The organism is Paenarthrobacter sp. RAF54_2, assembly GCF_052113945.1.
Classification (GTDB): Bacteria; Actinomycetota; Actinomycetes; order Actinomycetales; family Micrococcaceae; genus Arthrobacter.
This window is the reverse complement of sequence record NZ_JBFRDV010000013.1, coordinates 191,077-211,969: the sequence shown is the minus strand read 5'-3', so window position 1 is coordinate 211,969 and position 20,893 is coordinate 191,077. Positions and strand designations below refer to the sequence as shown.

Below are 20,893 nucleotides of genomic sequence, written 5' to 3'. Positions count from 1 at the left end.
ATGCTAGAGACAACAGCAAGTGGTTTCCTCCTTACGAATCCCGGTAAGATCGACCGCTACACCGGCCAGGACTTCAACGGATACGTCACCCTGGACAACTGGCAGGAAAGTCCATTCAACCGATGGGGCTTCGCTCACATTAGTGAACTCATCACCACCGCAACGATCCGTCGGGACAGCTCATCCCAGCCCCCTACTGGAATCGCTCCAGTCACCACCGAACACGCAGAGAAATGGCGCAGTGTTGACCAGTTCCTGGAATCCACGCACACAGATGCCATCGTGGTCCTCCAGCACGGGAACGTGGTCATGGAACGCTACTTTGGGGCTTTCCAGCCGCACGACCGGCACGTCCTGATGTCTGTTTCCAAATCCATCTGCGCGCTCACCATGGGCATCCTGGTAGGCCAGGAACTCATAGATACCCAACAAAGTGTCCGCCACTACGTGCCGGCGCTGAAGGAAAGCGCCTACGGAAACGCGACCGTCCGCCAAGTGCTCGACATGACCGCCGCCGTTCGCTACAGCGAGAACTACCTGGATGCAGACGCTGAAGTCCAGCAGCAGGACAGGGTCGCCGGCTGGCGTCCAAAGCTCGAGACAGATTCAAGGGACACCTACGAATTCCTCACGCGTCTCCAACCTGACGGCGAGCACGGCAGATCCTTCCAGTACTGCTCGGCCAGTACAGACGTGCTCGCGTGGATCATTGAGAACGTCACCGGAAAGCGATACGCCGAAGTTCTCTCGGACGAACTATGGTCCCGGCTTGGGACCAGCGATGATGCACTCATCACCACCGATTCCGGTGGGTTCGCATTTGCGAACGGAGGAATCGCCTGCACCGCACGGGACATGGCCAGGATCGGACAGCTAATGCTGGACGAGGGGAAAGCCAACGGGCAAACGCTAGTCCCATCATGGTGGATCAAAGAGACGATGCGCGGTGGAGACCCGCAACTGGCCCGCGGAACCGCCTACCAGCAGGTCCACCCCAACGGCTCATACCGAAACCAATGGTGGGTACCCGGAGATGCCCGAGGCACGGTCTACGCTGCTGGGATCCACGGCCAATTCATCTGGATTGACCCTGTCAGCGACACTGTTATTGCGAAGTTCTCCTCCTGCCCACAACCGGTCGCGCTCGAACTCAGCCAGACTCATGCTGAAGGTTTCAGGCAAATGGTCAACATCCTGGAACGCAAGAGTGCTAGCTGACTTGCATTCGGCGTAGCGGAGTTCAGTCTCTGGTTCGCGAACAGTCTTTCCCGCAAGGTAGCCCCCTTTCCGTCCACATCTCAAGAAGGTTCCAGAGGACCTTGCAGCCGACGACGGCGGGAGTTCGCCGCCGTCGTCGGCTGGTCGTCGCGGTCGTCATCATCGGGGAAGTCGATATCCCGGGCAAATCTCGAGCCAAACAGCAGCCTGGCTTCAGGCTTCCCGCACCCTTTATGACAGTCAGATTCAACACCTGCCTCATCCGGGTACGTGCTCGCGGTGGCAGCGACGGTAAACGCAAACCCGCCGTGGGCGACCGACGAGACGCCTTGGGAAGTAACGTCAGACGGGATCGGCCAGAGGCTCCAGGTCCTGGGCTGTAACCTCTTCGACCGCCGGTTGGTTGTCCATGCCAGCGAGGCCGATGAGTGTGACGACCGCTGCAACAGCGGCAGCGGTCGCACCGATCAGGAAGGCCAATTGGAATCCACTGCCCAGGACCGTCAGGGCAACCTCGTGCGCACCAGCTGGGAGGGTGGGAACACTATTGACGGCAATCGCTCCACCGGCCTGGGCGATACCCAGAACCGGGCCTGCCTGCTCCGCCGGGAGGTTTAGCGCGCCCAAAGCAGGAATCAGCTGGCTGTTGGCCGTCCCGAAAGCGATCGCACTGCCAATGACGGGGCCGAGCGCGAAACCGAGATCGCGAACAAGGTTCGTGGTAGCGCTGCCCATCCCGGCAAGGGACTTCGGCACGGTGTTCACAGATACCTCCGAAATCGACGCGATGGTCAGGGCCCAGCCAATACCGATGAACGCCCCTGGAAGGAAGAACTTCGTCCAGTCAAAGTCGTGCGGGTCAAATCCGACCGCGATAAAGGCACCAACGGCGATCAACGCGAACCCGAGACTGAGAAGCCACCGTGGACTGACGGAGTGCAGGAGCCTGCCAACGACCGGGGCGAAGACGAAGGACGGGCCCTGCATCACGAGCCAAATGACCCCGATGTAGACCGCATTCTGGTGCTGCAGCACGCCAAGCCAAACGCTGGTGGAGAAACAATATATGAGAAATCCAAAGGTACCGATCACAGTTACGATGCCAACAATCGAGAATGAACGAATCCTGAACATGCCCAGGTGCAGCAGTGGCGAAGGTGTTCGCAATTCGATGATGATGAAAGAGGCCAGCAGGACAGCCGCGACGAGGTAGCCGATGATGATCTCCGGTTGGCTCCAGCCGACCTCGGATCCCTGCACTGTCGCCCAAAGGGCCACGGTCAGGCCCACTGCAAACGTCACCTGTCCGGGAAGATCCAGCTTTCGGCCCATAGGCGCCGACGAATCCGTTGCCCGGATAACCAAAGCAAGCGTAATCACTGCGCCGACCGCGATCAGCACATAGCCGCCCTGCCACCAGCCCGCGTTTGCGAACGCCCCGGCAATGATGGGACAGATGGCACCGCCAAGGGAGAGAAATCCTGCCCAGGCCGCGATGGCTCGGGTCCGCTGGACTGGTGTGTGCACGACGGCGGCCACCATCGCCAACGACGTCGGATACAACGCGCCCGCACCCAGGCCGTTCAGTGCAGCGCCAAGCCACATCACTTCAACCGTCGGAGCCAACACCGAGGCTACGCTTCCAGCCAGAAGGAGCAGCGACCCCAGATACATGAGCCTCTTTCGCCCAAAGATGTCACCGATGGCTCCGAAGGTTAGCTCGAAGACGACAACCGGAATCAGGAATGCTGCGGTGATCCACGTGAGCTGCGAAGCGTGGGCGTGAAAGTGCTGCTGCAGAACACCGTTCAGTGATCCAGGTATGACGTTCGCAATCGACGAGACGAACGGTGCGGCAAAGGCTGCGGTAAGGGTCGCGCCCACACGAACCTGGGTGCCGGGCGGGTACGGCTCAGGACCTTGATTCGACGGATTGGCAAGTTGATTCGGATAAGTCACGTGGAACTCCTTTGTTCACGGAAATGGGTGACGTAAAACCCGCCGGGCCGATGCAGCGCGACGCCCCAGCCCGAATATATACGGTTCGTATCGTATTGACAATGCCTCAAGGGCGGGCCTGTCTGCCAAACCCGGCCGGGCTATCCCAGATGCAGCTGGCGAGGGCTGGCGTGATTTACGCCTTCGGGCGCGGGCTCCCGGGCAGGCAAAGAGGAAGGGATTGACGCTGTCAGCGCCAATCCCTTCCTGTGTTTGTTCCTTATCCAGCTATGCGCGGACGCCTTCCAGCACTGCCCTTAGTGTCTGGTCCGTCATCTTGCGATCAAGCGGTCCGGTCTGAAGTAACAACCGAAAGTAGATTGGTGAGTAGAGAAGTTCAGTCACAACCAGGGGATGTATGTCACTTCTGATCGCCCCCTCCTGGACCGCCCGCTCAATGAGGGCAAGCGCGGCTTCCAAACGGTGATTCCAGAATCGGTCCTTGAATTCCGCCATGGCCGCCGGATCGTACTGGCACTCCGCAATTAGCTGGGCGACGAGGTGGCCCTCCCGGCCGCCATAAATCTCGGCCAGCGAGCCAAGGTGCTCTTTGAGGGCCTCGATCGCCGGAACATCCTCCCGTATTGGAGTACGCGCGATGTGATTGTCGAGGAAGGTGTCAATCACAACCGCAGCCTTGCTGGGCCACCACCGGTAAATCGTTGTCTTGCTTACGCCCGCTTCCCGGGCAACACGCTCAATCGATAGCTTTTGGACGGTCAGGGCACCAGGTTTTCTGTCGTCAAGCAACGCCATGGTCGCATCGAGGATCGCTCTTTGACTCTGCTCGCTTCTAATCGCCATACGATGACTCTAATACGTGAATCATCCAATACGAAACGTTCACGATAGTCCGGCACCACTATGACGACCTGTCATGAAGGTCGCGTTTGCGCTGTTCGAAGTACCCGCTGAGCCTTCGCTTGACGGGCCACAGGGAAGTGTTTGCCCATCAGCGGCTTATTCCGCGGGAGCGTTGTGGGTGTTAGGCCATGTCTCCCGGCCAGCTTGCCGGACGAGTTCTGCCAGCCACGGCCTGCGGCCGCGATGGAACACCATACCTTCAGGCATTTCGTGGACTGAGGGTATTGAATCCTCGATGTCGAGACTGATCCGGCCAGCGGCCATGGGCGCGTTCCTGACATGCAGGTCACCATAGGACTTCGGGAGCACAGGATCCATCCAGAAACCGCCCTGGGACGCATCGGCATCGAATCCCAGCAGGCTGGTCACCAGGAAGATGGGTGTGGTCGCTGCCCAAGCCTGGGGGGTACAGGCCGTGGGATAGGGCACGGGCCGCGCGTAGCGTTCCCGGCTGAAGCCGCAGAACAGCTCGGGCAATCGGCCATCAGAAAGCTCGGCCGCCTCGAGCAGCGCAGTGGCGATACGCTGCGCTTCCTCAACGAATCCGTAGCGCAGCAGGCCGGCCGCAATGATCGCATTGTCATGCGGCCACACCGAACCGTTGTGATAGCTTGCCGGATTGTAAGCGCCCATGTCGCTAGCTAAAGTCCGCACTCCCCAGCCACTGAACATTTCCGGGGACATCAGCCTTTCAGCAACCAGTGGGGCCTTGTCCTCGTCCACGAGTCCGGCCCAAAGGCAGTGGCCCATGTTGGAAGGGCAGGCATCGACTTGACGCTTATCGCGGTCCAAGGCCACCGCATAGTAGCCCCGATCCGGCATCCAGAACTGCTCATTGAACTGTTCCTTCAACTGGCTGACACGAATGGCCAACTCGTTTCCTAAGGAACCGTCTCCCGCTTGGTAGGCCATCCATGCACGCGAGAGATACGCAACGTAGACGTATGCCTGCACCTCGCAGAGAGCGATAGGGGGTACGGCCAAGGCTCCGTCAGCGAAATTGATGCCATCCCAGGAGTCCTTCCATCCTTGGTTGACGAGCCCGTTGGGATTGAGTCGCGCGTACTCAACGAATCCGTCACCGTCCTTGTCTCCGTAGTCCCTGATCCAAGCCAGCGCCCGATCTGCATGCGGAAGGAGATCTGCGATGGTTTCTTTCGCGAAGCCCCAGCGACCGACGGACCCCAAGACCACCAAAAACAGGGGCGTTGCGTCGACACTCCCGTAATAGACGGACTTTCCTCCCAAGGACAAACCGCTGGAAACGTCAAACCGGACTTCGTGCAGAATCTTGCCTGGCTCCTCCTCGCTCAAAGGATCCACCACTGTTCCTTGCCGTTCTGCCAGCGTTTGCAGTGTGCCCAATGCCAACGACGGATCCACCGGCATCGACATCTCGGATGCCCAAAGTGAATCGCGGCCAAACAGCGTCATAAACCAGGGCGCGCCCGCGGCCACCACAACACGGTCAGGATGGTTCGGATCCTCTATGCGAAGGGAACCCAAGTCGTCGTACCTCCGGCGGCCAATTCGCTCAATAGAGAGGTTTCCCATCTGCACTACGGGAGTCTTTGCCACCCATTCCTGCCGACGCAGGTCACGAGGGGATAAGCCGTCCTCATCAGGATGGACAAACATGGCTTCAGGATTGGTCCCCTCGGCCATCGGAGTCACCGTCAAGGTAGTGCTCCACTCGCCGTGCGGCGGGACCGAGACCCGGTATGTGAGCGTCTCTTGACCAATGTCCGTTCCAGCAGCTTGGACAACAACGCCCTTCCGGACATCTTGCCAAACAGCCTGAATGGCTAGTGTGTCTCCGTCCCGCTGGCGGGTCTGATCCCAGCGCCGCTGGATCCGTGCCTCCTTCACCTAGAACAGATCTGCGAAATCCGCCTCAACTCTCAGTGAGACAACACAATCGACGCGGTCCAGTGAGTAATTCCCGATGCGCACATGTTCCTGTATGCCCACCCCAACTTCCCGCAGCCGCTCCACAATCAGCGGGCTGTCCGCATACCCGTCCGAGCGGGGAACCCGCGTTGCAAACAGCGCCCGGTACGGCTCCTTCATCTCCGCCGCCAGCGGCTCAAGGGGGTAGCCGTTAATCGTGAGCTGCCAGCAGGACAAAATGCGTGTGTCCCGGACAAAAAGACCGTGTGGATGTTCCGGCTGTATGTCCCCGTTCTGCAAGAGATGCAGAACGAGGACCCCTCGAGCAGGGTAATCGTCCCGGCTCCCAGAGGCCCCGCCGCCGTGTCCGCATTCCAGCCAGCCATCTCAGGCCCTCACAAATCTGAATCGCCCGCCCTGATCCAGCGGGTCGTGCTGCCGTCAGTGCCAATTCTTCGAACGACGCTACGCCTGCTTTCCCCACCGGGCTAGGGTGCGCGTTGACTCGTAATTAGCCTCCCCATCTCTCCGACCCCTGGAACAGGGACCTTTCTACGCCGTCAAGGTTCTCCCCGGATCCTTCGGATACATCGCCGGACGCGACCTGGCCGGCGTCAGCGACTACGAAGATGACGGGACGTCAGCTTAGGCCTGTCGAACCTTGCCAATAGTTACCATGGCGGTTACTATTCAATTCAAGCTTCCCAGTTCGCGTAGCTGCTGCCCAATCACCAACGTGCACCTGAAGCAGCGAGACCATGGGCGGGTCGCCAGATCTCAGGCTCTGCCGCATGCCCGAGCAGAGAGTCAGTACTTCCGCGTCCCCCAGCAAAGGTCATTTTGCGCTGCCGGCCTTTGACCTATTCCGGTCTCTGCAGCGACCGTTGCGTGCGCAACCGTGGGAAGCCCGTCCACGGAACACCCAAGACCGATAGGAAGAGATTATGACGAAGGACCTCACCGAATACAGGCAGCCCACACGCGTTTCCTTCAACAGCGGGTGGTCCGTTCGCCCGAAAATCGGCTTCTTCTCCGAGTTGCGCCCCGGCCAGGCGCCACCGGAATCCATCTGCCTACCCCACGACGCGCTGGTGGGATCGGTGCGGATTCCCAGCGATAACGGGTCGAATACCGGCTACGTCCCCGGGGGTGCGTTCGCGTACTCGAAGGAGTTCGATGTGCCATCGGAGTGGAGCGGCCGACACGTCGCGGTCGACTTTGAAGGCGTCTACCGGGACGCGATGGTTTTTGTAAATGATGACTTTGTGGCCCAACGCCCTTACGGCTATTCCGGCTTCCGCGTAGACATGACCTCGCACCTTCGCCATGGGGAACGGAACGTCATCCGGGTTGAGGCACGCGCGCACGAGGACTCCCGCTGGTACAGCGGTGTGGGCATTTACCGTGATGTCTGGCTCACTGTCGCCGGCGACGTGCATCTGGACTACGCGGGTGTCCAGATCACGACCCCTGACCTTGATGCTGACCTCGGCGTCGCAGCCATAGCGACGACGCTGCGCAACTCCGGGGCCCGACCGCGAACAGTCCGGGTTCGCGTTGACATCCTTGACCAGGAACAGGCGTTGGTCGCGCAAACTGAGGCCCCCGTAACTGTCCTTCCGGCTGAGCCCGCGGTGCTGCGCCAGCGTCTGACCATCAAGAACCCACAGCTATGGGACGTCAATGATCCGAACCTTTACACAGCGGTGACCCGCGTCTTCGAAGGCGGCGATGAGCTTGAGCTTTCCACCACCGCGTTTGGCTTCCGCACTCTGCAGCTGGATACCGCGCACGGCCTGCGCCTGAACGGGCGGACCATCAAACTGCGCGGGGCATGCGTTCACCATGATAATGGACCCCTCGGCGCAGCCACCATCCGCAGGGCTGAAGAACGGCGCGTCGAGCTGCTCAAGAAGGCCGGATTCAACGCCATCCGCAGTAGCCATAACCCTCTTAGCCCCGCAATGCTCGACGCTTGCGACCGTCTAGGGCTACTTGTCATCGATGAGGCCTTCGACGTTTGGACCGAGTCCAAATCATCCTTTGACTACTCATTGCGCTTCGCTGACTGGTGGGAGCGTGACGTCGAAGCGATGGTGCTCAAAGACGCCAACCACCCCAGCGTCATCATGTATTCGATCGGAAATGAGATTCCCGAGACCGGAAACTCCCTGGGCGCCGTGTGGGGCAGRCGCGTCACGGAGAAAATCCGTCAGTTGGATCCCACCCGCTTCACGACGAACGGCATGAATCCGATGGTCTCCGTTATCCACCGCCTCGCCGAGGCGGGCAGGAGCATGGAGGGTGGCGTCAACTCAGCCATGAATCAGATGGGCGATTTGATGAAGGACATCGCGACGTCGGACCTGGTCACCAACAGCACTGAGGAGTCCTTTGCCGTAGTCGACGTTGCCGGACTCAACTATGGAGAAAGCAGGTACGAGCTGGACCGTGAGCTGTTCCCGAACCGCCTCATCGTGGGGACCGAGACTTTCCCCGCAAAGATCAGTGAGAACTGGGTGGCCATTGAACAGAACTCACATCTCATCGGCGACTTCACCTGGACCGGATGGGACTACCTGGGCGAGGCCGGTATAGGACGCGTCAACTACGCTGACGAAGGACCCCAATCCTTCGGCGCACCTTTCCCTTGGCGGACCGCATGGTGTGGGGACATCGACATTACGGGACATCGCCGGCCTGTTTCCTACTTCCGTGAAGTTGTGTTCGGCCTCAGGGCCGAGCCCTACATTGCAGTGCATCCCCCCGAAAATTTCACGCGGGAGGCACGCCACACTCAATGGTCTTTCAGCGACGCAGTTGCAACATGGGACTGGGATGTTGCCGAGGGAACACCGATGCGCATCGAGGTTTACAGCGCAGCGCCTGAGGTGGAACTGCAGATCAATGGCAAGAGTGCAGGAGTCCGCCCCGCAGGCCCCGCGAACGGGTTCAAGGCCATCTTCGAAACCGAATTCGCCGCTGGCGAGGTAGCGGCTATTGCCAGAAATGCCGACGGATCGGAGGGAAGATGGAGCCTCTCGACTCCGGAGGGCTTGCCCACGCTCCGGGTTCGAACGGATCGGGCCACCATCGACGCCTCCGACGGCGATCTCGCGTTCGTCGAGATATGCCTGGAAGACGATGCGGGCCGTGTTTTCAGGCAGGGAGCGGAGCCCTTCTCTGTCGCGGTGGAAGGCGACGGCGTGTTGCAAGGTTTCGGTAATGGGAACCCGCAGTCACAGGATTCCTTCCGCTCCAACGTCGGCAACACCTACGAGGGAAGGGCGCTGGCAATCGTGCGCCCCACCGGAGCAGGTGAAATCATCGTCACCGTGAAGGGCGCGAACCAAACGGCCACGATCACCGTCACAGCCGTGGACCGCTTGGTGGATGCCCTGGTGCACTGAGCCCGGTTCTACCAATGATGTAAATTGACCCGCTGACCCCGCCGCTGCTGGAAGCCATCACGGCGGGGTCAGCGCGTCAGGACCCAGGACCGCCCGGATGTTCCATTCCAAATGGGCCCGAATGTCGAACTCAGGTCCGTGCTGCCACTGGAATTGCAAACCTTCCCAGCACGCGAGGAGAACGCGGGCTGCCACGTGCGCATCTATGTCAGCCGGTACCTTGCCTTCGCCCTGCAGGCGTTCAATATCGGTCGCTATGACTTGCAGGGATCGGGCCATTCGCTCTTGGAAGTAGGGGTTCGCGGGGTTTTCCCGGTCGACGGCGGCGCCCGCCATTTCCGCATAAAGAAGCGGGATGTGGGGGCGGCGAACACCTACTTCCGCACGACGGCCCATATCAGCGATAGCTCCGGCCTCATGACCAACGCTGCGAATGTTCTCGTCGTCAAACTGCTTCAAGGCAGAGATCCACAGACTTTCCTTGGTGGGGAAATGGTAGAAGACCGTCGGTTCGCTCGCCCCGGCCATATTTGCGACCTCGGAAACCGTGACATTCCGATGCCCCTTGGCCTGCACAAGATTGAGCGCCGCCGCGCTGAGCGCTTCCCGCCGCTTGTTCGACTTTGCGTACTCTCCCCGCTTTTCCGCCATATCAAGTCCTTTCAAGAAAACTGTTGATTCGTTTCAAACCTTAACGCTATCCTCTAATCAGAAATTATAGTTGACTCAGAATTCGGGTCCAAGCGTCGAGGAGGCAAAGATGCCCAAACACCGCCAACCGTTCAAAGTGACACGCCCTGGCCAGATATCGTTTGACGACCTGCGTGGGGTACGCGCATGAAAATCAACCGGCGCAGCGTCGTGTGCCGTCATAATCCCGTCCTCACGCAGGCGCACGCTACCAACACGCTGAGCGTGGGCAACGGCGACGTTGCCATGACCGTGGACATTTCCGGGCTGCAGACTTTTCCGGCGTTTCACGAACTCCGGCCGGATCCACTGCGGATTGCCGACGACGGGAGCAGGGGCCTGCCTGAACAGCAGATACGGCCCTTTAACGTGGACGACTTCCAAATCCCCCTTCGCACTCAATCGAGCTGGGGCTGGTACAGCACCCGAAGCGAACAGGAATTTTCTCTGGAAGATGCCACCACCATGCACCAAACCCCCAGGGGCCCGGTACCCTACCTGGATCGAATGGGGCTGCAGCGCGCCGCCGATCCGATTCCCGACGAACTGAGGGCAAGTGCTTGGTTCGCCTTCAACCCCAGAAGGATGCATCTGGGCCGCCTTGCGCTGGATGCAACCGAGGCAGGTCCCCGGATAGTTCTTCCGAACGAACTGGAGGGCGCACACACTGAACTCGACTTGTGGTCCGGCACAGTACATGCCGGATATCAGCTCCAAGGCGTACCTGTCGAAGTAGCCACCACGGCTCATCCCACAGCCCAGTGTTTCGCCACGAGAATCAGATCAGAACTGCTGCGAAGCGGACTGGCAGTGTCCTGGATCTTCGACCCCCAGCGCGATGACTTGGCCCCGTTCGAACTCCCGTTGGCCGAGAGCGTGGGTTGGGAAGAGACATCACCCGGGACATGGCTGGCCCGCAGAGTTGTGGAATCCACAACCTACGAAGTCCGAGTGGAGACAACGGGTACGTTATGCCTGCTCGACGGCGGGAGCCGCGTGATGGCAGTTACCACTGAAGACGAACTCGAAGTCGTCGTTACCCTACAGCCCGTTCCGGGGCTTCAACCGACTGACTCTCCACGCACTTTTGAGGCAGTCAGTGCCGCCGCCGCTTCTGCATGGGAGGACTACTGGCTGAGCGGTGCGGCCGTGAGCTTCGACGGAAGCACAGACGCAGGCGCCACGGAGCTTGAACGCCGGGTTGTGTTGTCCCAGTACCTCCTGGCGGTGAACAGCGCTGGAGGGACGGCACCCGCAGAAACAGGGTTGAGTTACAACACCTGGTGCGGGAAGTTCCACCTCGAAATGCATTGGTGGCATGGCGCCCACTTCCCGTTGTGGGGGCGCGGGGCACTCCTTGAACGTAGCCTCGGCTGGTACCACACAGCCCTCCCGGCTGCCCAGGAAACGGCCAGCCGCCAAGGATACAAGGGTGCCCGTTGGCCGAAGCAAACAGACCCGTCAGCCCGGGAATCGCCCAGTCATATCGGCGTGTTCCTCATATGGCAGCAGCCACACTTGATCCACCTGCTCGAACTTCTGTACAGCGAGGGCCGCGAACAAGGATTCCTCGAGGAGCATTACAGGCTTGTTGAAGCGACAGCGGACTTCATGGCCGACTTCGTTGAAGAGCACGACGGAACCTTTATCCTGCCACCGCCGCTTATCCCTGCCCAGGAAAGCTACCTCGTTGACCGGGCTACAAACACAGATCCCACCTTCGAACTCGCCTACTGGTCCTGGGCGCTGAATGTTGCCAATGAATGGCGGCAACGGCTGAACCTACCGGTACGTGAGGACTGGGACGTTGTCGGCCGCCGCATGCATCAACCCCGGTTGATGCCCGACGGAACATACGCTGCCTTGGCGACTCCGCCTTACCTGCTGCGCAAAGACCATCCCTCCATGCTGATGGCCCTTGGCTGGTTGCCCGACACGGACATTATTGATCCCGGGGCCATGCGCGCAACCCTTGACTCCGTGTGGCTCAATTGGGACCTTCAATCCACCTGGGGATGGGACTATCCCGTCATGTCGATGTCGGCAGCACGGCTGGGAGACATGGAGAAGGCGATTCAGGCACTGCTTCTGCCGTCGCCGAAGAACCAGTTCCTCGTCAATGGGCACAATCCCCAGATCCCAGGCTTCCTCACTCTTTACCTTCCTGCCAACGGTGGCCTCCTGGCTGCGATAGCCCATCTGGCCCTTGCCGTTGAACGTGGAGCAGCACTCCCAGCAGGTTGGCGACTCGCCGTCGAGGGTTTCAACACTCTGCCCCGCTTCAGCGGATACGCCGTTTCCCCCCATTCAAGCCGCTAGAACCACGCTTTTTCCTTCCATCACCAATGAGAGAGGCAGCTATGCGCTCCGCGTTCTCCACCACCCCGTGGTACGGCGGTGACTACAACCCCGAACAGTGGCCCGAATCGATATGGCCTGAAGACGTTCGCCTGATGAAGGCTGCAGGAGTCAATCTCGCAACTGTTGGCGTTTTCTCCTGGGCCATGCTGGAGCCGAAAGAGAACCAGTACGATTTCGAGTGGCTCGACCGGACCTTGGACAATCTCCACACCGGGAACATCCGCGTCGATCTTGCAACGGCGACTGCTTCGCCTCCGCCATGGTTTTCCTTGGCCTATCCCGAGTCACTTCCGGTGACAGCCGACGGCGTCCGCTTGGCCCCGGGCTCACGCCAGACATACTGCCCGAGCTCGCCAGCTTACCGTTCAGCGGCGGGACGGCTCGCACGAAAGCTTGCCGAGCGATATGGTCAGCATCCCGCGCTGGCCCTATGGCATATCAACAACGAGTACGGATGCCATGTGGCCCGCTGCTATTGCGACGAATCGGCGGCAGCTTTCCGACGCTGGCTTGAAAAGAAATACGTCGACGTCGACGGACTCAACCATGCTTGGGGTACAGCCTTCTGGTCCCAGCGCTATGGGTCCTTCGCCGAGGTCTTGCCTCCGCGGACGACAGCAGCCTTCGCAAACCCCACCCAACTGCTCGACTTTGACCGCTTCAGCTCTGACGAACTGCTCGGCTGCTTCCTTGCCGAGAAAGCCATACTGCGCGAAGTAACGCCGGACATACCTGTGACCACCAACTTCATGGGTGTCTTCCGCGGTGCGGACTACTGGCAATGGGCGCAACACGTCGATGTCATTTCGGATGATCTGTACCCCGATCCTGCAGACCCTGACGCGCCCCTGGGCGCAGCCATGGCGCGCGACCTTATGCGGTCCTTGGGCAGGGGCAAGCCGTGGATCCTGATGGAACAGTCCACCGGCGCTGTTATCACCCGGCCAGAGAACGCTCCCAAGGCGCCGGGGCAGATGCGGGCATTGTCCTACCAGGCCATGGCCCGTGGAGCCGACGGAATTCTCTTCTTCCAGTGGCGCCAATCCGCAGCTGGCGCAGAGAAATTCCACTCAGCGATGCTGCCCCATTCCGGGACCGACACGCGGATCTGGCGCGAAGTAGCCCAGCTCGGGCACGAGCTGGACAGACTCCCCCAGCTCATGGGCAAACACGTCCCCGCCCAGGCGGCGATCGTTTTCGATTGGAACAGTTGGTGGGCCTTGGAGCAGCGCGGGCAACCAGTCGAATCCAGCTATCTCGCCCTCGTAGCTCCTTGGCACGCAGCCATGACAAGGGCCGGTATGGTGGTCGATTTCGTTCGCGGCGATGAGGACCTCGCCGCATATCCCCTCATCATCGTCCCCAACCTCCTCGTAGCAACAGACCCCCAACTTGACGCTCTGGACAAGGCCGCCAACTCCGGATCGACCGTTTTCGTCACAGCCCAATCGGCGATCCTCGATGAGTCCCTGCATGTCCGGCTGAACGGCTATCTTGGCAAGCTGCAGCAGACCCTGGGGGTGTGGATCGAAGAGTTCGTACCCCTTGCGGCTGCATGGCAGCGACCCGGCTCCATCCCGGTTCGGCCGGACGCGAGCATCCCTCCAACAGTAGAAGTGCTCGGCGACGTATTTTCCGGCGGCCGCGCCACGGCTCTTGGATGGAGCGAAGCGGTACGCATCCAGGACGCAGAAGTCAAGGCGCGCTTCGGACAAGGCCACCTTAAGGGAATGCCTGCCCTCACGCGCCGATCCACGGGGAACGGCGCAGCGTGGTATTTGGCCACCCGTCTGGAACCCCTCGCGATGACCGACCTGGTCCACACCTTGCTCGGCGAAGCAGGCATCGTGCTCAATGCGGCTACGGAGATACCCGACGGAGAAGGATGGGTTGAGACCGTCAAACGCGGCGAAGTGAGCTTCGTGATCAACCATGGCTGCGTTCCTGTAACTCTCACCGCCAGAGGCACAGATCTGCTGAGCGGAGGCCCAACAGCTGGAATGGTCCTCGAGTCGCAAGGTGTGGCGGTTATCGAACACCAAGCAATCACATCCAGCGCATACCTCCAACCATCTTCGGCCCTGGGGGAGCAATCATCGTGCCCATGAAATTAGCTGTCCGCCCCGTCCGCCATTCGGGAGGCCCGGCACCTCCGCGCCGCCAAGGCCGTCCTGAACTCGTTCCTTGAACAACAGAATCCAAAACTCCCCCGATCCTTACGTCCTTTTCAAAGGTGAGAATTCATGCGTAAAAAAAGCCGTACCCCAGCAAGTCCGGCAACCGTCCGGCGTCGGGCTGTTACCGTCGGCGCCGTTGCAGTCGCAGCTTCACTCTTCCTCCAGGGCTGTTCCGCCGGTGGCGGCTCAACCAGCGCTTCCGGTGACAGCTCTGGTGCCGTTGAGTTGACCTTCCTTAATCAATCCCGTGGACAGGAAGCGGCCCTGAATCAGCTCGCGGAGCAGTACTCCAAGGAGAAGGGCATCAAAATCACTGTTGATTCGCCCGGCCCCACAGATTATCTGCCCAAGCTGCAGGCAAAGGCACAGTCGAAATCGATGCCTGATATCTACTCCTCTTTCAATGCAACGGACATGGCGCCCTTCTACAAGGCCGGCTGGGCGATGAACCTTGAATCCGAGTTGCAGGGAGACTGGGGTAAGAACTTCAGCCCCGCCGTGATCAAGATGTCCACATTCGCAGATGGAAACAACCTGGGTGTTCCCGCCGGAATCTACACGGCGCATTGGGAAACCCAGACGTACGGGCTCCTCCTGGACCCGGCAGCGACGGGCGTCGACCCCAAGGCCCTGCCAAAGACATCCAGTGAACTCATCTCAAAGCTCGCCGCGGCCAGCAAGAACGGCCAGGGTACCTTCTCTGTCGCCGCCTCGCTGACGCCCCAGCTGATCCAGGGTTTCGCCTCAAACTGGCTGACGGACGACGAGATCTCCGCGACGTTTGACGGTAAGGCCAGCTGGAAGTCCGACGGGTGGCGCAATGCCTTCCAACTGCTCGTGGATTTGAAAAAGGCCGGCGTTATTGCCAACGGCTCCCTGACAGGCGGCCAAAATGACAACCCCACCGTGGAAGGATCATTCTTCAGCAAGCATGAAGTCGGCGCCATTTTCGACGCCTCCCCTGGCGTCTCGGTCGGATTCAAGACCGCCCCGGACTACAACAGCTTCATCTCTTTGACCGTTCCACCGGCCGCCAATGGCAAGCTCGCACCCCGTTCACCGGGCCTTCCTGGAAAGGGCGCAGTCATCAACCCGAAGGGCAAGCACCCCAAGGAAGCACTTGAGTTCGTCAAGTGGCTTACTGCCCCCGCACAACAGAAGGTGTTCGCTGAAGTGGGTCGCATCATGCCATCGAACCCTGAGCTCCTGGCCAGCGGGACGCTGTCGCCCCAACTTTCCGGATTCGGGGCAGGTGTTAAGGACATGCAGGTTCTGCCGAACACCATCAAGACCAACGTGAACACCGCTATCATTCGGGATGCACAGGGCCTTGTCCTCGGCGAGCTTACGATCGACCAGGTCCTGGATGACCTGCAGGCTGCCCAGGATAAGAGCTGATGTCCCCCCAACTCGCAACATCTGCCTCGCGGCGCTCCTTCGGGGCGCCGCGACGCAGAGGCAGCGCGCGCAAGACGCTGCTCGGGCTATTGTTCCTCTCCCCCGCAATCGTTCTGATCGCTACGTTCACCATCACTCCGTTCGCCCAAGCCATCCTGCTCAGTTTCCAGAGCTGGGACGGTGTCAGCCCGGACACGCCCTTTATCGGCTGGAAGAATTACGAGTCAGTGTTCAAGAACGAAGCGTTCTGGGCATCGATGCAAAACGTCGCAGTCTTCGCTCTGGTCGGTTTCTTCATCGGTAACGGTCTCGCGATCGCCATGGCCGTGGCAGTGAACAAAGTGGTACGAGGAAAAACCTTCTTCCGGACAGTCTTCTATCTTCCCGGAGTCCTCTCGGTCGTCGTCGTTGGTTTGATCTTTACGTCGCTCTTCTCACCGCAATCCGGAGTCCTCAATCGTTTGCTCGAGATCGTGGGACTCGGCGCCTTCCAGCAGAACTGGCTCGGCGATCCTGCCCTTGCGTTGCCATCGGTCATTGCGGTGTTCATCTGGTTCCATTGGGGCTTCGGATTCCTGCTTTTCCTCGCAGGACTGCAGGACATTCCCTCCGAACTTTACGAAGCTGCGGAACTGGACGGGGCAAGGGCGTGGTCGAAATTCCGGTACATCACCTGGCCGCAGCTTGCGCCCGTTACCACCATTGTCAGTCTGCTCACCCTCCTGGCGGCACTGCAGGTCTTTGGCACCGTCCAGGTGCTGACGAACGGAGGCCCCGGCTACCACACCATGGTTCCGACCCTTCAAATTTATGCTGAAGCTTTTACCAACCACGAGTACGGCAGCGCTGCCGCCATGTCGGTTGTCTTCGGCGGTGCCCTCGTGCTGCTCTCTCTGATTCAGCTTGCCGTCTCAGCCAGGCGGTCCCGAGCATGAGGACACACCAATCATCCGAAAGGAGCTTCTGATGTCACTGAAGAACACCGAAGTCGCCGAACACCGAGCACGCATCCCCGCCAATGCCGCACTCCAGGACCATCATGTGCGGGTCCGCAGAAGCAGAATCCGGCCTGAGAAAATCGGCCTGTACGGCCTGCTGATCGTTGCTGCGCTCGTAGCGCTCTTCCCCCTCCTCTGGATGGTTTCCGGCTCCCTCCAATCGTTGGAGGAGCTACTTGCGGGAAAAAGCCTCGTGCCCCTTGAAGCGCATTGGGAAAACTACGTCACGGCATGGGTGCAGGGCGACCTGGGAATGTACCTGGTCAACAGCATTACGTATACGTTGGCCGCCGTGGCGGGAATTCTCGTGGCATCTAGCATGGCCGGCTACGCCCTGGCCCGCATGGAGTTCCGGGGCAAGAGCATCTTCACAGTGGTGATTCTCGCCGTCATGATTATCCCGGCCCCTGCTATGTTCCTCGCCCAATACCGTCTACTGACCGACCTCGGGCTCACCAACAGCCGGGTAGGTTACGTCCTGATCCTCATCACTTCAGGTGTTCCCATGGCCACGTTGATCATGCGCAGCTTCTTCGCCAGCCAGCCCAAGGATCTAGAGGAAGCGGCCGCTCTTGATGGCGCTTCCTCCCTCAGGATCTTCGCCAGCGTTATCCTCCCCTTGGCCAAGCCGGGCCTGGCGGCAGTAGCTGTAATCCAGGGACTGGCCGCATGGAACGAGTACCTCATGGCCCTCGTTCTCTTCGACGACAATTCACTCATGCCCATACAGCGAGGCCTGACCAGCTTCGATTCGGCAGAAACACCGCAACAACAAATCCTCCTGGCGGCAACTGCGATATCGATTGTTCCTGTCATAATCTTCTATCTGCTGGCGCAGCGGCACATCGTCAAAGGAATCGGGGCAGGCGCCATCAAATAATCAAAGCAGGGAACGACGACGGCGTGCTGGCGGCGGCCTTGAGGGTGAACCCTTCGCGTTCCGCTTGCACACGGGTGATGGCGATGCCTGCGGAGAGTAGTTTACGGGCCGCCATATGGTCTGCGGCGTTGTTGACCGATTCCACGGCCGCGAGGATGCCCTCCCTGAAGCAGAGGACGGAGAATCTTGCTTCGCTCTGGTCCCCCAGGATCAGGAGGTCGTCATCCGGTTGTGGGATGCCTGCCATCTGTAGCTTGTACGGGCCTTGAGTGGACCAGAACCACGGCAGTGCCGTGTAGGGGCTTTCAGCTCCCAGGATTGTACGTGCCGCATGACGTGCTTGGTCGGTGGCGTTTTGGACGGATTCCAGGCGCAGACTCCCCACGGCATGTGCGCAGGGGAAATTCGCGCAGTCGCCGATTGCCAGAATAGCGGGGTCTGCTGTGCGAAGCGTTTCATCGACGACGATTCCGTTGCTTGTTTCGATTCCGCTGTCGCGAGCCAAGGTGTCGTTGGGCTGTACGCCAATGCCGACGAGGACGAGATCTGCTGGGTAGGAAGCCCCTGAGGTGGAGATTGCGGCTGCTACACGGCCATCAGTTCCAGGCTCGAAGCGCTCAATTCCTTCATCGAGGCGCAGGCTTATGCCTTGGGAGCGAAGGGCGCCTGCGAACCATTCGCTCATGACGGGAGTCAGTGCCCGTCCCATCGGACGTGGAGCGAATTCCAGGACTGTGACATTGCATCCGTGTGCCAAGGCTGCCGCCGCAAATTCGAGTCCGATAAATCCGGCACCGATGATCACGATGTTGCGGGCCGCAGGCAGCGCCATGTGCAATGCCTCTGCATCCGAGAGTCTTTTTAGACCATGGACGCCGGGCAGGAGGGCGCCGGGGCAGTTCAGCATCCTATTTCTGGCGCCGGTGGCGAAAACCAGGTGGTCGTAGCCGAGCACGCCTTCAGTGGTTTTCACTGTTCGTTCGGTCCGGTCGACGGCCAGTGCGCGAACCCCTGCATGAAGCGAGATGCGCTTATCGAGAAAGAAGGATGGGCCTCGCAGCGGCGAGGGAGCCGCCTCCTTGCCCGGGGAGAGGTAGTCCTTTGACAGCGGGGGGCGCTGGTAAGGCAGACCGGATTCCTCGGCTATGACGTCGATGTTGCCCTCGTACCCTTCCAAGCGCAGCGCGTCGGCCGCCTGCAGGCCTGCCTGACCGCCACCAATGATGACAACGTTCATGTCAGTGTCCCCGCTTCTAGAGCTGGCCTGCAGGGACGTCGACGACAATCTCCGACAGGTCTGCATCGATGGTGATCTGGCACGCCAGCCGGGAGCTGTCCATTCGCTCCGCGGTGGCGCAGTCCAGCATTTCGTCTTCGTCATCGCTGATGTCCGGGAGCGCTTGCGCATATTCCGGGCGGACGTAGACGTGGCAGGTGGCGCACATGGCCTGGCCTCCACATTCGCCGATGATGCCGTCGACGCCGTTGTTGACAGCAGCGCGCATCAGGGTAGTGCCTGCCTCGACCTGGAGGGTTTGTTGGGTGCCGTTGGGCTGGGTGTAGGTGACGCTGGGCATCGTTGCTCCTTTTGGTAATGGGTAGTTGGGTTAGTTCCAGGTGACGGGCAGGCTGGTCAGTCCGCGGAAGACCCAGCCATCCCAGCTTTCACTCCGTCGCTGGTCCACGCGCAGGCCCGGAAAGCGCTCGTAGGCCATCGGCACGGCGATCTGGCCAATGGAGGTCTTCGCCGCCCAGTGACCGGCGCAGAGGTGGACGCCGCTGCCGAAGGCGAGGTGGGGGCGTTTGGTCCGATTGATATCGAATTCTGCAGCTGAAGCGCCGAAGTGGCCCTCGTCGCGGTTGGCAGATGCCACGACGACGCCGATACCGGCGCCGGCAGGTATATGGACGCCTTCAAGGACAGTTTCCCGTGTCGTTTCCCGGGGGTACATTCCGATCGGTGACTGCCATCTGACCGCCTCATCAAACACTGATGCCCACCAAGCTGGATCAGCAAGGACCTGCTCGCGTTGGTCAACATGATTGCTCAGCGCCCACACCATGTTGGTGACCATATGCTGCGGCTCGTTCATACCACCGGAAATGGTCAATTTGACGTTGGCTGCAACATTGGCGGTGGGGAGTCCACTGTTGGCAAAAGCGGACACCATCGAGGCGTCCGGATTCTGCCGGTAATAGGGGATGAGCTCCTCCAGCAATCGGTCGGCTTCGGCGGTGGCAGCATCACACCGGTCCCAGATCGACTGATCGTCCAAAACATTTCCCATGCCGGCGATGAAGTCGTGAGACCAGCGCCGCACCTGCTCCACGGAAACGTCCTTCAATCCCAGGAGGTCAATGAGATTCTGCGATGCCACGGGGGCTGCGTAATCCCGGTTCAGATCCGCTTCGTCCGGCCCCAGTTCGGCGACTTTCTGAAGGTAGGTCTCGGCGTTACGCTCAAAAATCGGTCCCCAGACTTCCTTGATGGACTTGGGACGAAGAACAGGATTTACAGGCGCCCGGTCTGCGGCGTGCTCGGGGTCGTCTTTGCGCAACATTGGCTGGGCGCCGATCGCCCGGGTCATCGTTGCACCCGAAACGTTAGCGCTGAACAGCTCCTGATCCTGTTCAACCGTGTGGCAACCGGCGTAACTCGTCACCAGGAACTTGTTAAGCTGCGGAACCCACGCCACCGGAGACTCCGCCCGGAGCCGGGCATAAGTCGGGTATGGACTAGTTGAAAGGGCCGCTACGTCAACCCAATCAGCCACCGGGTAGTCAACGGCATCCGGTGAAACAGTTGCAGGCTCCTCTCCCCCACTGCCGCGAACCGGGTCTGCTGTCGTATGGGTAATCACTGAGTTCCCGTGGAACGGGCACTCGCCCGCTTGTGTCGTCATGGCTTGCTCCTACTGGCACGTCATTGTGTACCCGGTGCTACTGGTACGTCCTCGTGTAATCAGTGTCACGGCAAAACATTCTCCAGTAAACTGCGGATATCAGCAG

13 protein-coding genes and 1 pseudogene are annotated in these 20,893 nt (G+C 60.2%); 7 read left to right on the top strand and 7 right to left on the bottom strand.

Translation table 11 applies throughout. The annotated features are described in order from the left end of the window. A complete protein-coding gene (locus tag AB4Y87_RS14965; protein WP_442005114.1) occupies positions 1–1,218 on the top strand; it encodes a serine hydrolase domain-containing protein in 1,218 nt (405 codons plus the stop codon). A 342-nt stretch (positions 1,219–1,560) separates the two neighbouring features. Here AB4Y87_RS14965 and AB4Y87_RS14960 read toward each other — a convergent pair whose 3' ends face one another. The 3 genes and pseudogenes from AB4Y87_RS14960 to AB4Y87_RS14950 all read right to left on the bottom strand — a co-directional run bounded on the left by AB4Y87_RS14960 (position 1,561) and on the right by AB4Y87_RS14950 (position 6,356). After that, entirely contained in the window at positions 1,561–3,177 is a 1,617-nt protein-coding gene (locus AB4Y87_RS14960; protein ID WP_442005113.1) for an MFS transporter, read from the bottom strand. Positions 3,178–3,444: 267 nt separating this feature from the next. Beyond that, positions 3,445–4,020, bottom strand: a complete 576-nt coding sequence (locus AB4Y87_RS14955) for a TetR/AcrR family transcriptional regulator (RefSeq protein WP_442005112.1) — start codon at positions 4,018–4,020, stop codon at positions 3,445–3,447. Positions 4,021–4,176: 156 nt separating this feature from the next. After that, positions 4,177–6,356: pseudogene (locus tag AB4Y87_RS14950) on the bottom strand (amylo-alpha-1,6-glucosidase). A 558-nt stretch (positions 6,357–6,914) separates the two neighbouring features. On the opposite strand from AB4Y87_RS14950, the gene AB4Y87_RS14945 reads away from it, so the two are divergent. Further along, a complete protein-coding gene (locus tag AB4Y87_RS14945) occupies positions 6,915–9,380 on the top strand; it encodes a glycoside hydrolase family 2 TIM barrel-domain containing protein (protein ID WP_442005111.1) in 2,466 nt (821 codons plus the stop codon). A 57-nt stretch (positions 9,381–9,437) separates the two neighbouring features. Here AB4Y87_RS14945 and AB4Y87_RS14940 read toward each other — a convergent pair whose 3' ends face one another. Continuing rightward, positions 9,438–10,031, bottom strand: coding sequence for a TetR/AcrR family transcriptional regulator (locus AB4Y87_RS14940; protein WP_442005110.1), 594 nt, complete (start codon positions 10,029–10,031; stop codon positions 9,438–9,440). 186 nt (positions 10,032–10,217) lie between these two features. Here AB4Y87_RS14940 and AB4Y87_RS14935 point away from each other — a divergent pair, with 186 nt between their 5' ends. The 5 genes from AB4Y87_RS14935 (at position 10,218) to AB4Y87_RS14915 (ending at position 17,884) form a co-directional block, all read left to right on the top strand. After that, positions 10,218–12,389 (top strand): hypothetical protein, encoded by a 2,172-nt coding sequence (locus AB4Y87_RS14935; protein WP_442005109.1) that lies wholly within the window; start codon positions 10,218–10,220, stop codon positions 12,387–12,389. Between the two features lie 26 nt (positions 12,390–12,415). Next, the gene (locus AB4Y87_RS14930) at positions 12,416–14,539 is read left to right on the top strand and encodes a beta-galactosidase (RefSeq protein ID WP_442005108.1); all 2,124 of its coding nucleotides are present in this window, start codon (positions 12,416–12,418) and stop codon (positions 14,537–14,539) included. A gap of 135 nt (positions 14,540–14,674) precedes the next feature. Next, positions 14,675–16,006: an ABC transporter substrate-binding protein gene (locus tag AB4Y87_RS14925; RefSeq protein WP_442005107.1), complete on the top strand. Its 1,332-nt coding sequence runs from the start codon at positions 14,675–14,677 to the stop codon at positions 16,004–16,006. After that, positions 16,006–16,941 (top strand): carbohydrate ABC transporter permease, encoded by a 936-nt coding sequence (locus AB4Y87_RS14920; protein WP_442005106.1) that lies wholly within the window; start codon positions 16,006–16,008, stop codon positions 16,939–16,941. Before AB4Y87_RS14925 ends, AB4Y87_RS14920 begins: the two co-directional genes overlap by 1 nt. A 31-nt stretch (positions 16,942–16,972) precedes the next feature. After that, entirely contained in the window at positions 16,973–17,884 is a 912-nt protein-coding gene (locus AB4Y87_RS14915; protein WP_442005105.1) for a carbohydrate ABC transporter permease, read from the top strand. Here AB4Y87_RS14915 and AB4Y87_RS14910 read toward each other — a convergent pair. From AB4Y87_RS14910 to AB4Y87_RS14900, 3 genes are read right to left on the bottom strand one after another with little or no spacing between them, the layout of a single operon-like run. Beyond that, positions 17,877–19,121 carry an NAD(P)/FAD-dependent oxidoreductase gene (locus tag AB4Y87_RS14910; RefSeq protein ID WP_442005104.1) on the bottom strand — a complete coding sequence of 415 codons (1,245 nt, stop codon included), beginning with the start codon at positions 19,119–19,121 and terminating at the stop codon, positions 17,877–17,879. The genes AB4Y87_RS14915 and AB4Y87_RS14910 overlap by 8 nt on opposite strands. Before the next feature lie 16 nt (positions 19,122–19,137). Further along, on the bottom strand, positions 19,138–19,461 hold the full coding sequence (locus AB4Y87_RS14905) for a 2Fe-2S iron-sulfur cluster-binding protein (RefSeq protein ID WP_442005103.1): 324 nt from the start codon (positions 19,459–19,461) through the stop codon (positions 19,138–19,140). Between the two features lie 30 nt (positions 19,462–19,491). Next, positions 19,492–20,787 (bottom strand): cytochrome P450, encoded by a 1,296-nt coding sequence (locus AB4Y87_RS14900; protein ID WP_442005102.1) that lies wholly within the window; start codon positions 20,785–20,787, stop codon positions 19,492–19,494. Between the last annotated feature and the right edge of the window lie 106 nt (positions 20,788–20,893).

Bases quoted from the DNA above. Each gene is read 5' to 3' on its own strand.
- AB4Y87_RS14965 (WP_442005114.1), top strand. From the start codon at position 1: ATGCTAGAGACAACAGCAAGTGGTTTCCTCCTTACGAATCCCGGTAAG.
- AB4Y87_RS14955 (WP_442005112.1), bottom strand. From the start codon at position 4,020: ATGGCGATTAGAAGCGAGCAGAGTCAAAGAGCGATCCTCGATGCGACC.
- AB4Y87_RS14940 (WP_442005110.1), bottom strand. From the start codon at position 10,031: ATGGCGGAAAAGCGGGGAGAGTACGCAAAGTCGAACAAGCGGCGGGAA.
- AB4Y87_RS14935 (WP_442005109.1), top strand. From the start codon at position 10,218: ATGAAAATCAACCGGCGCAGCGTCGTGTGCCGTCATAATCCCGTCCTC.
- AB4Y87_RS14930 (WP_442005108.1), top strand. From the start codon at position 12,416: ATGAGAGAGGCAGCTATGCGCTCCGCGTTCTCCACCACCCCGTGGTAC.
- AB4Y87_RS14925 (WP_442005107.1), top strand. From the start codon at position 14,675: ATGCGTAAAAAAAGCCGTACCCCAGCAAGTCCGGCAACCGTCCGGCGT.
- AB4Y87_RS14920 (WP_442005106.1), top strand. From the start codon at position 16,006: ATGTCCCCCCAACTCGCAACATCTGCCTCGCGGCGCTCCTTCGGGGCG.
- AB4Y87_RS14915 (WP_442005105.1), top strand. From the start codon at position 16,973: ATGTCACTGAAGAACACCGAAGTCGCCGAACACCGAGCACGCATCCCC.
- AB4Y87_RS14910 (WP_442005104.1), bottom strand. From the start codon at position 19,121: ATGAACGTTGTCATCATTGGTGGCGGTCAGGCAGGCCTGCAGGCGGCC.
- AB4Y87_RS14905 (WP_442005103.1), bottom strand. From the start codon at position 19,461: ATGCCCAGCGTCACCTACACCCAGCCCAACGGCACCCAACAAACCCTC.
- AB4Y87_RS14900 (WP_442005102.1), bottom strand. From the start codon at position 20,787: ATGACGACACAAGCGGGCGAGTGCCCGTTCCACGGGAACTCAGTGATT.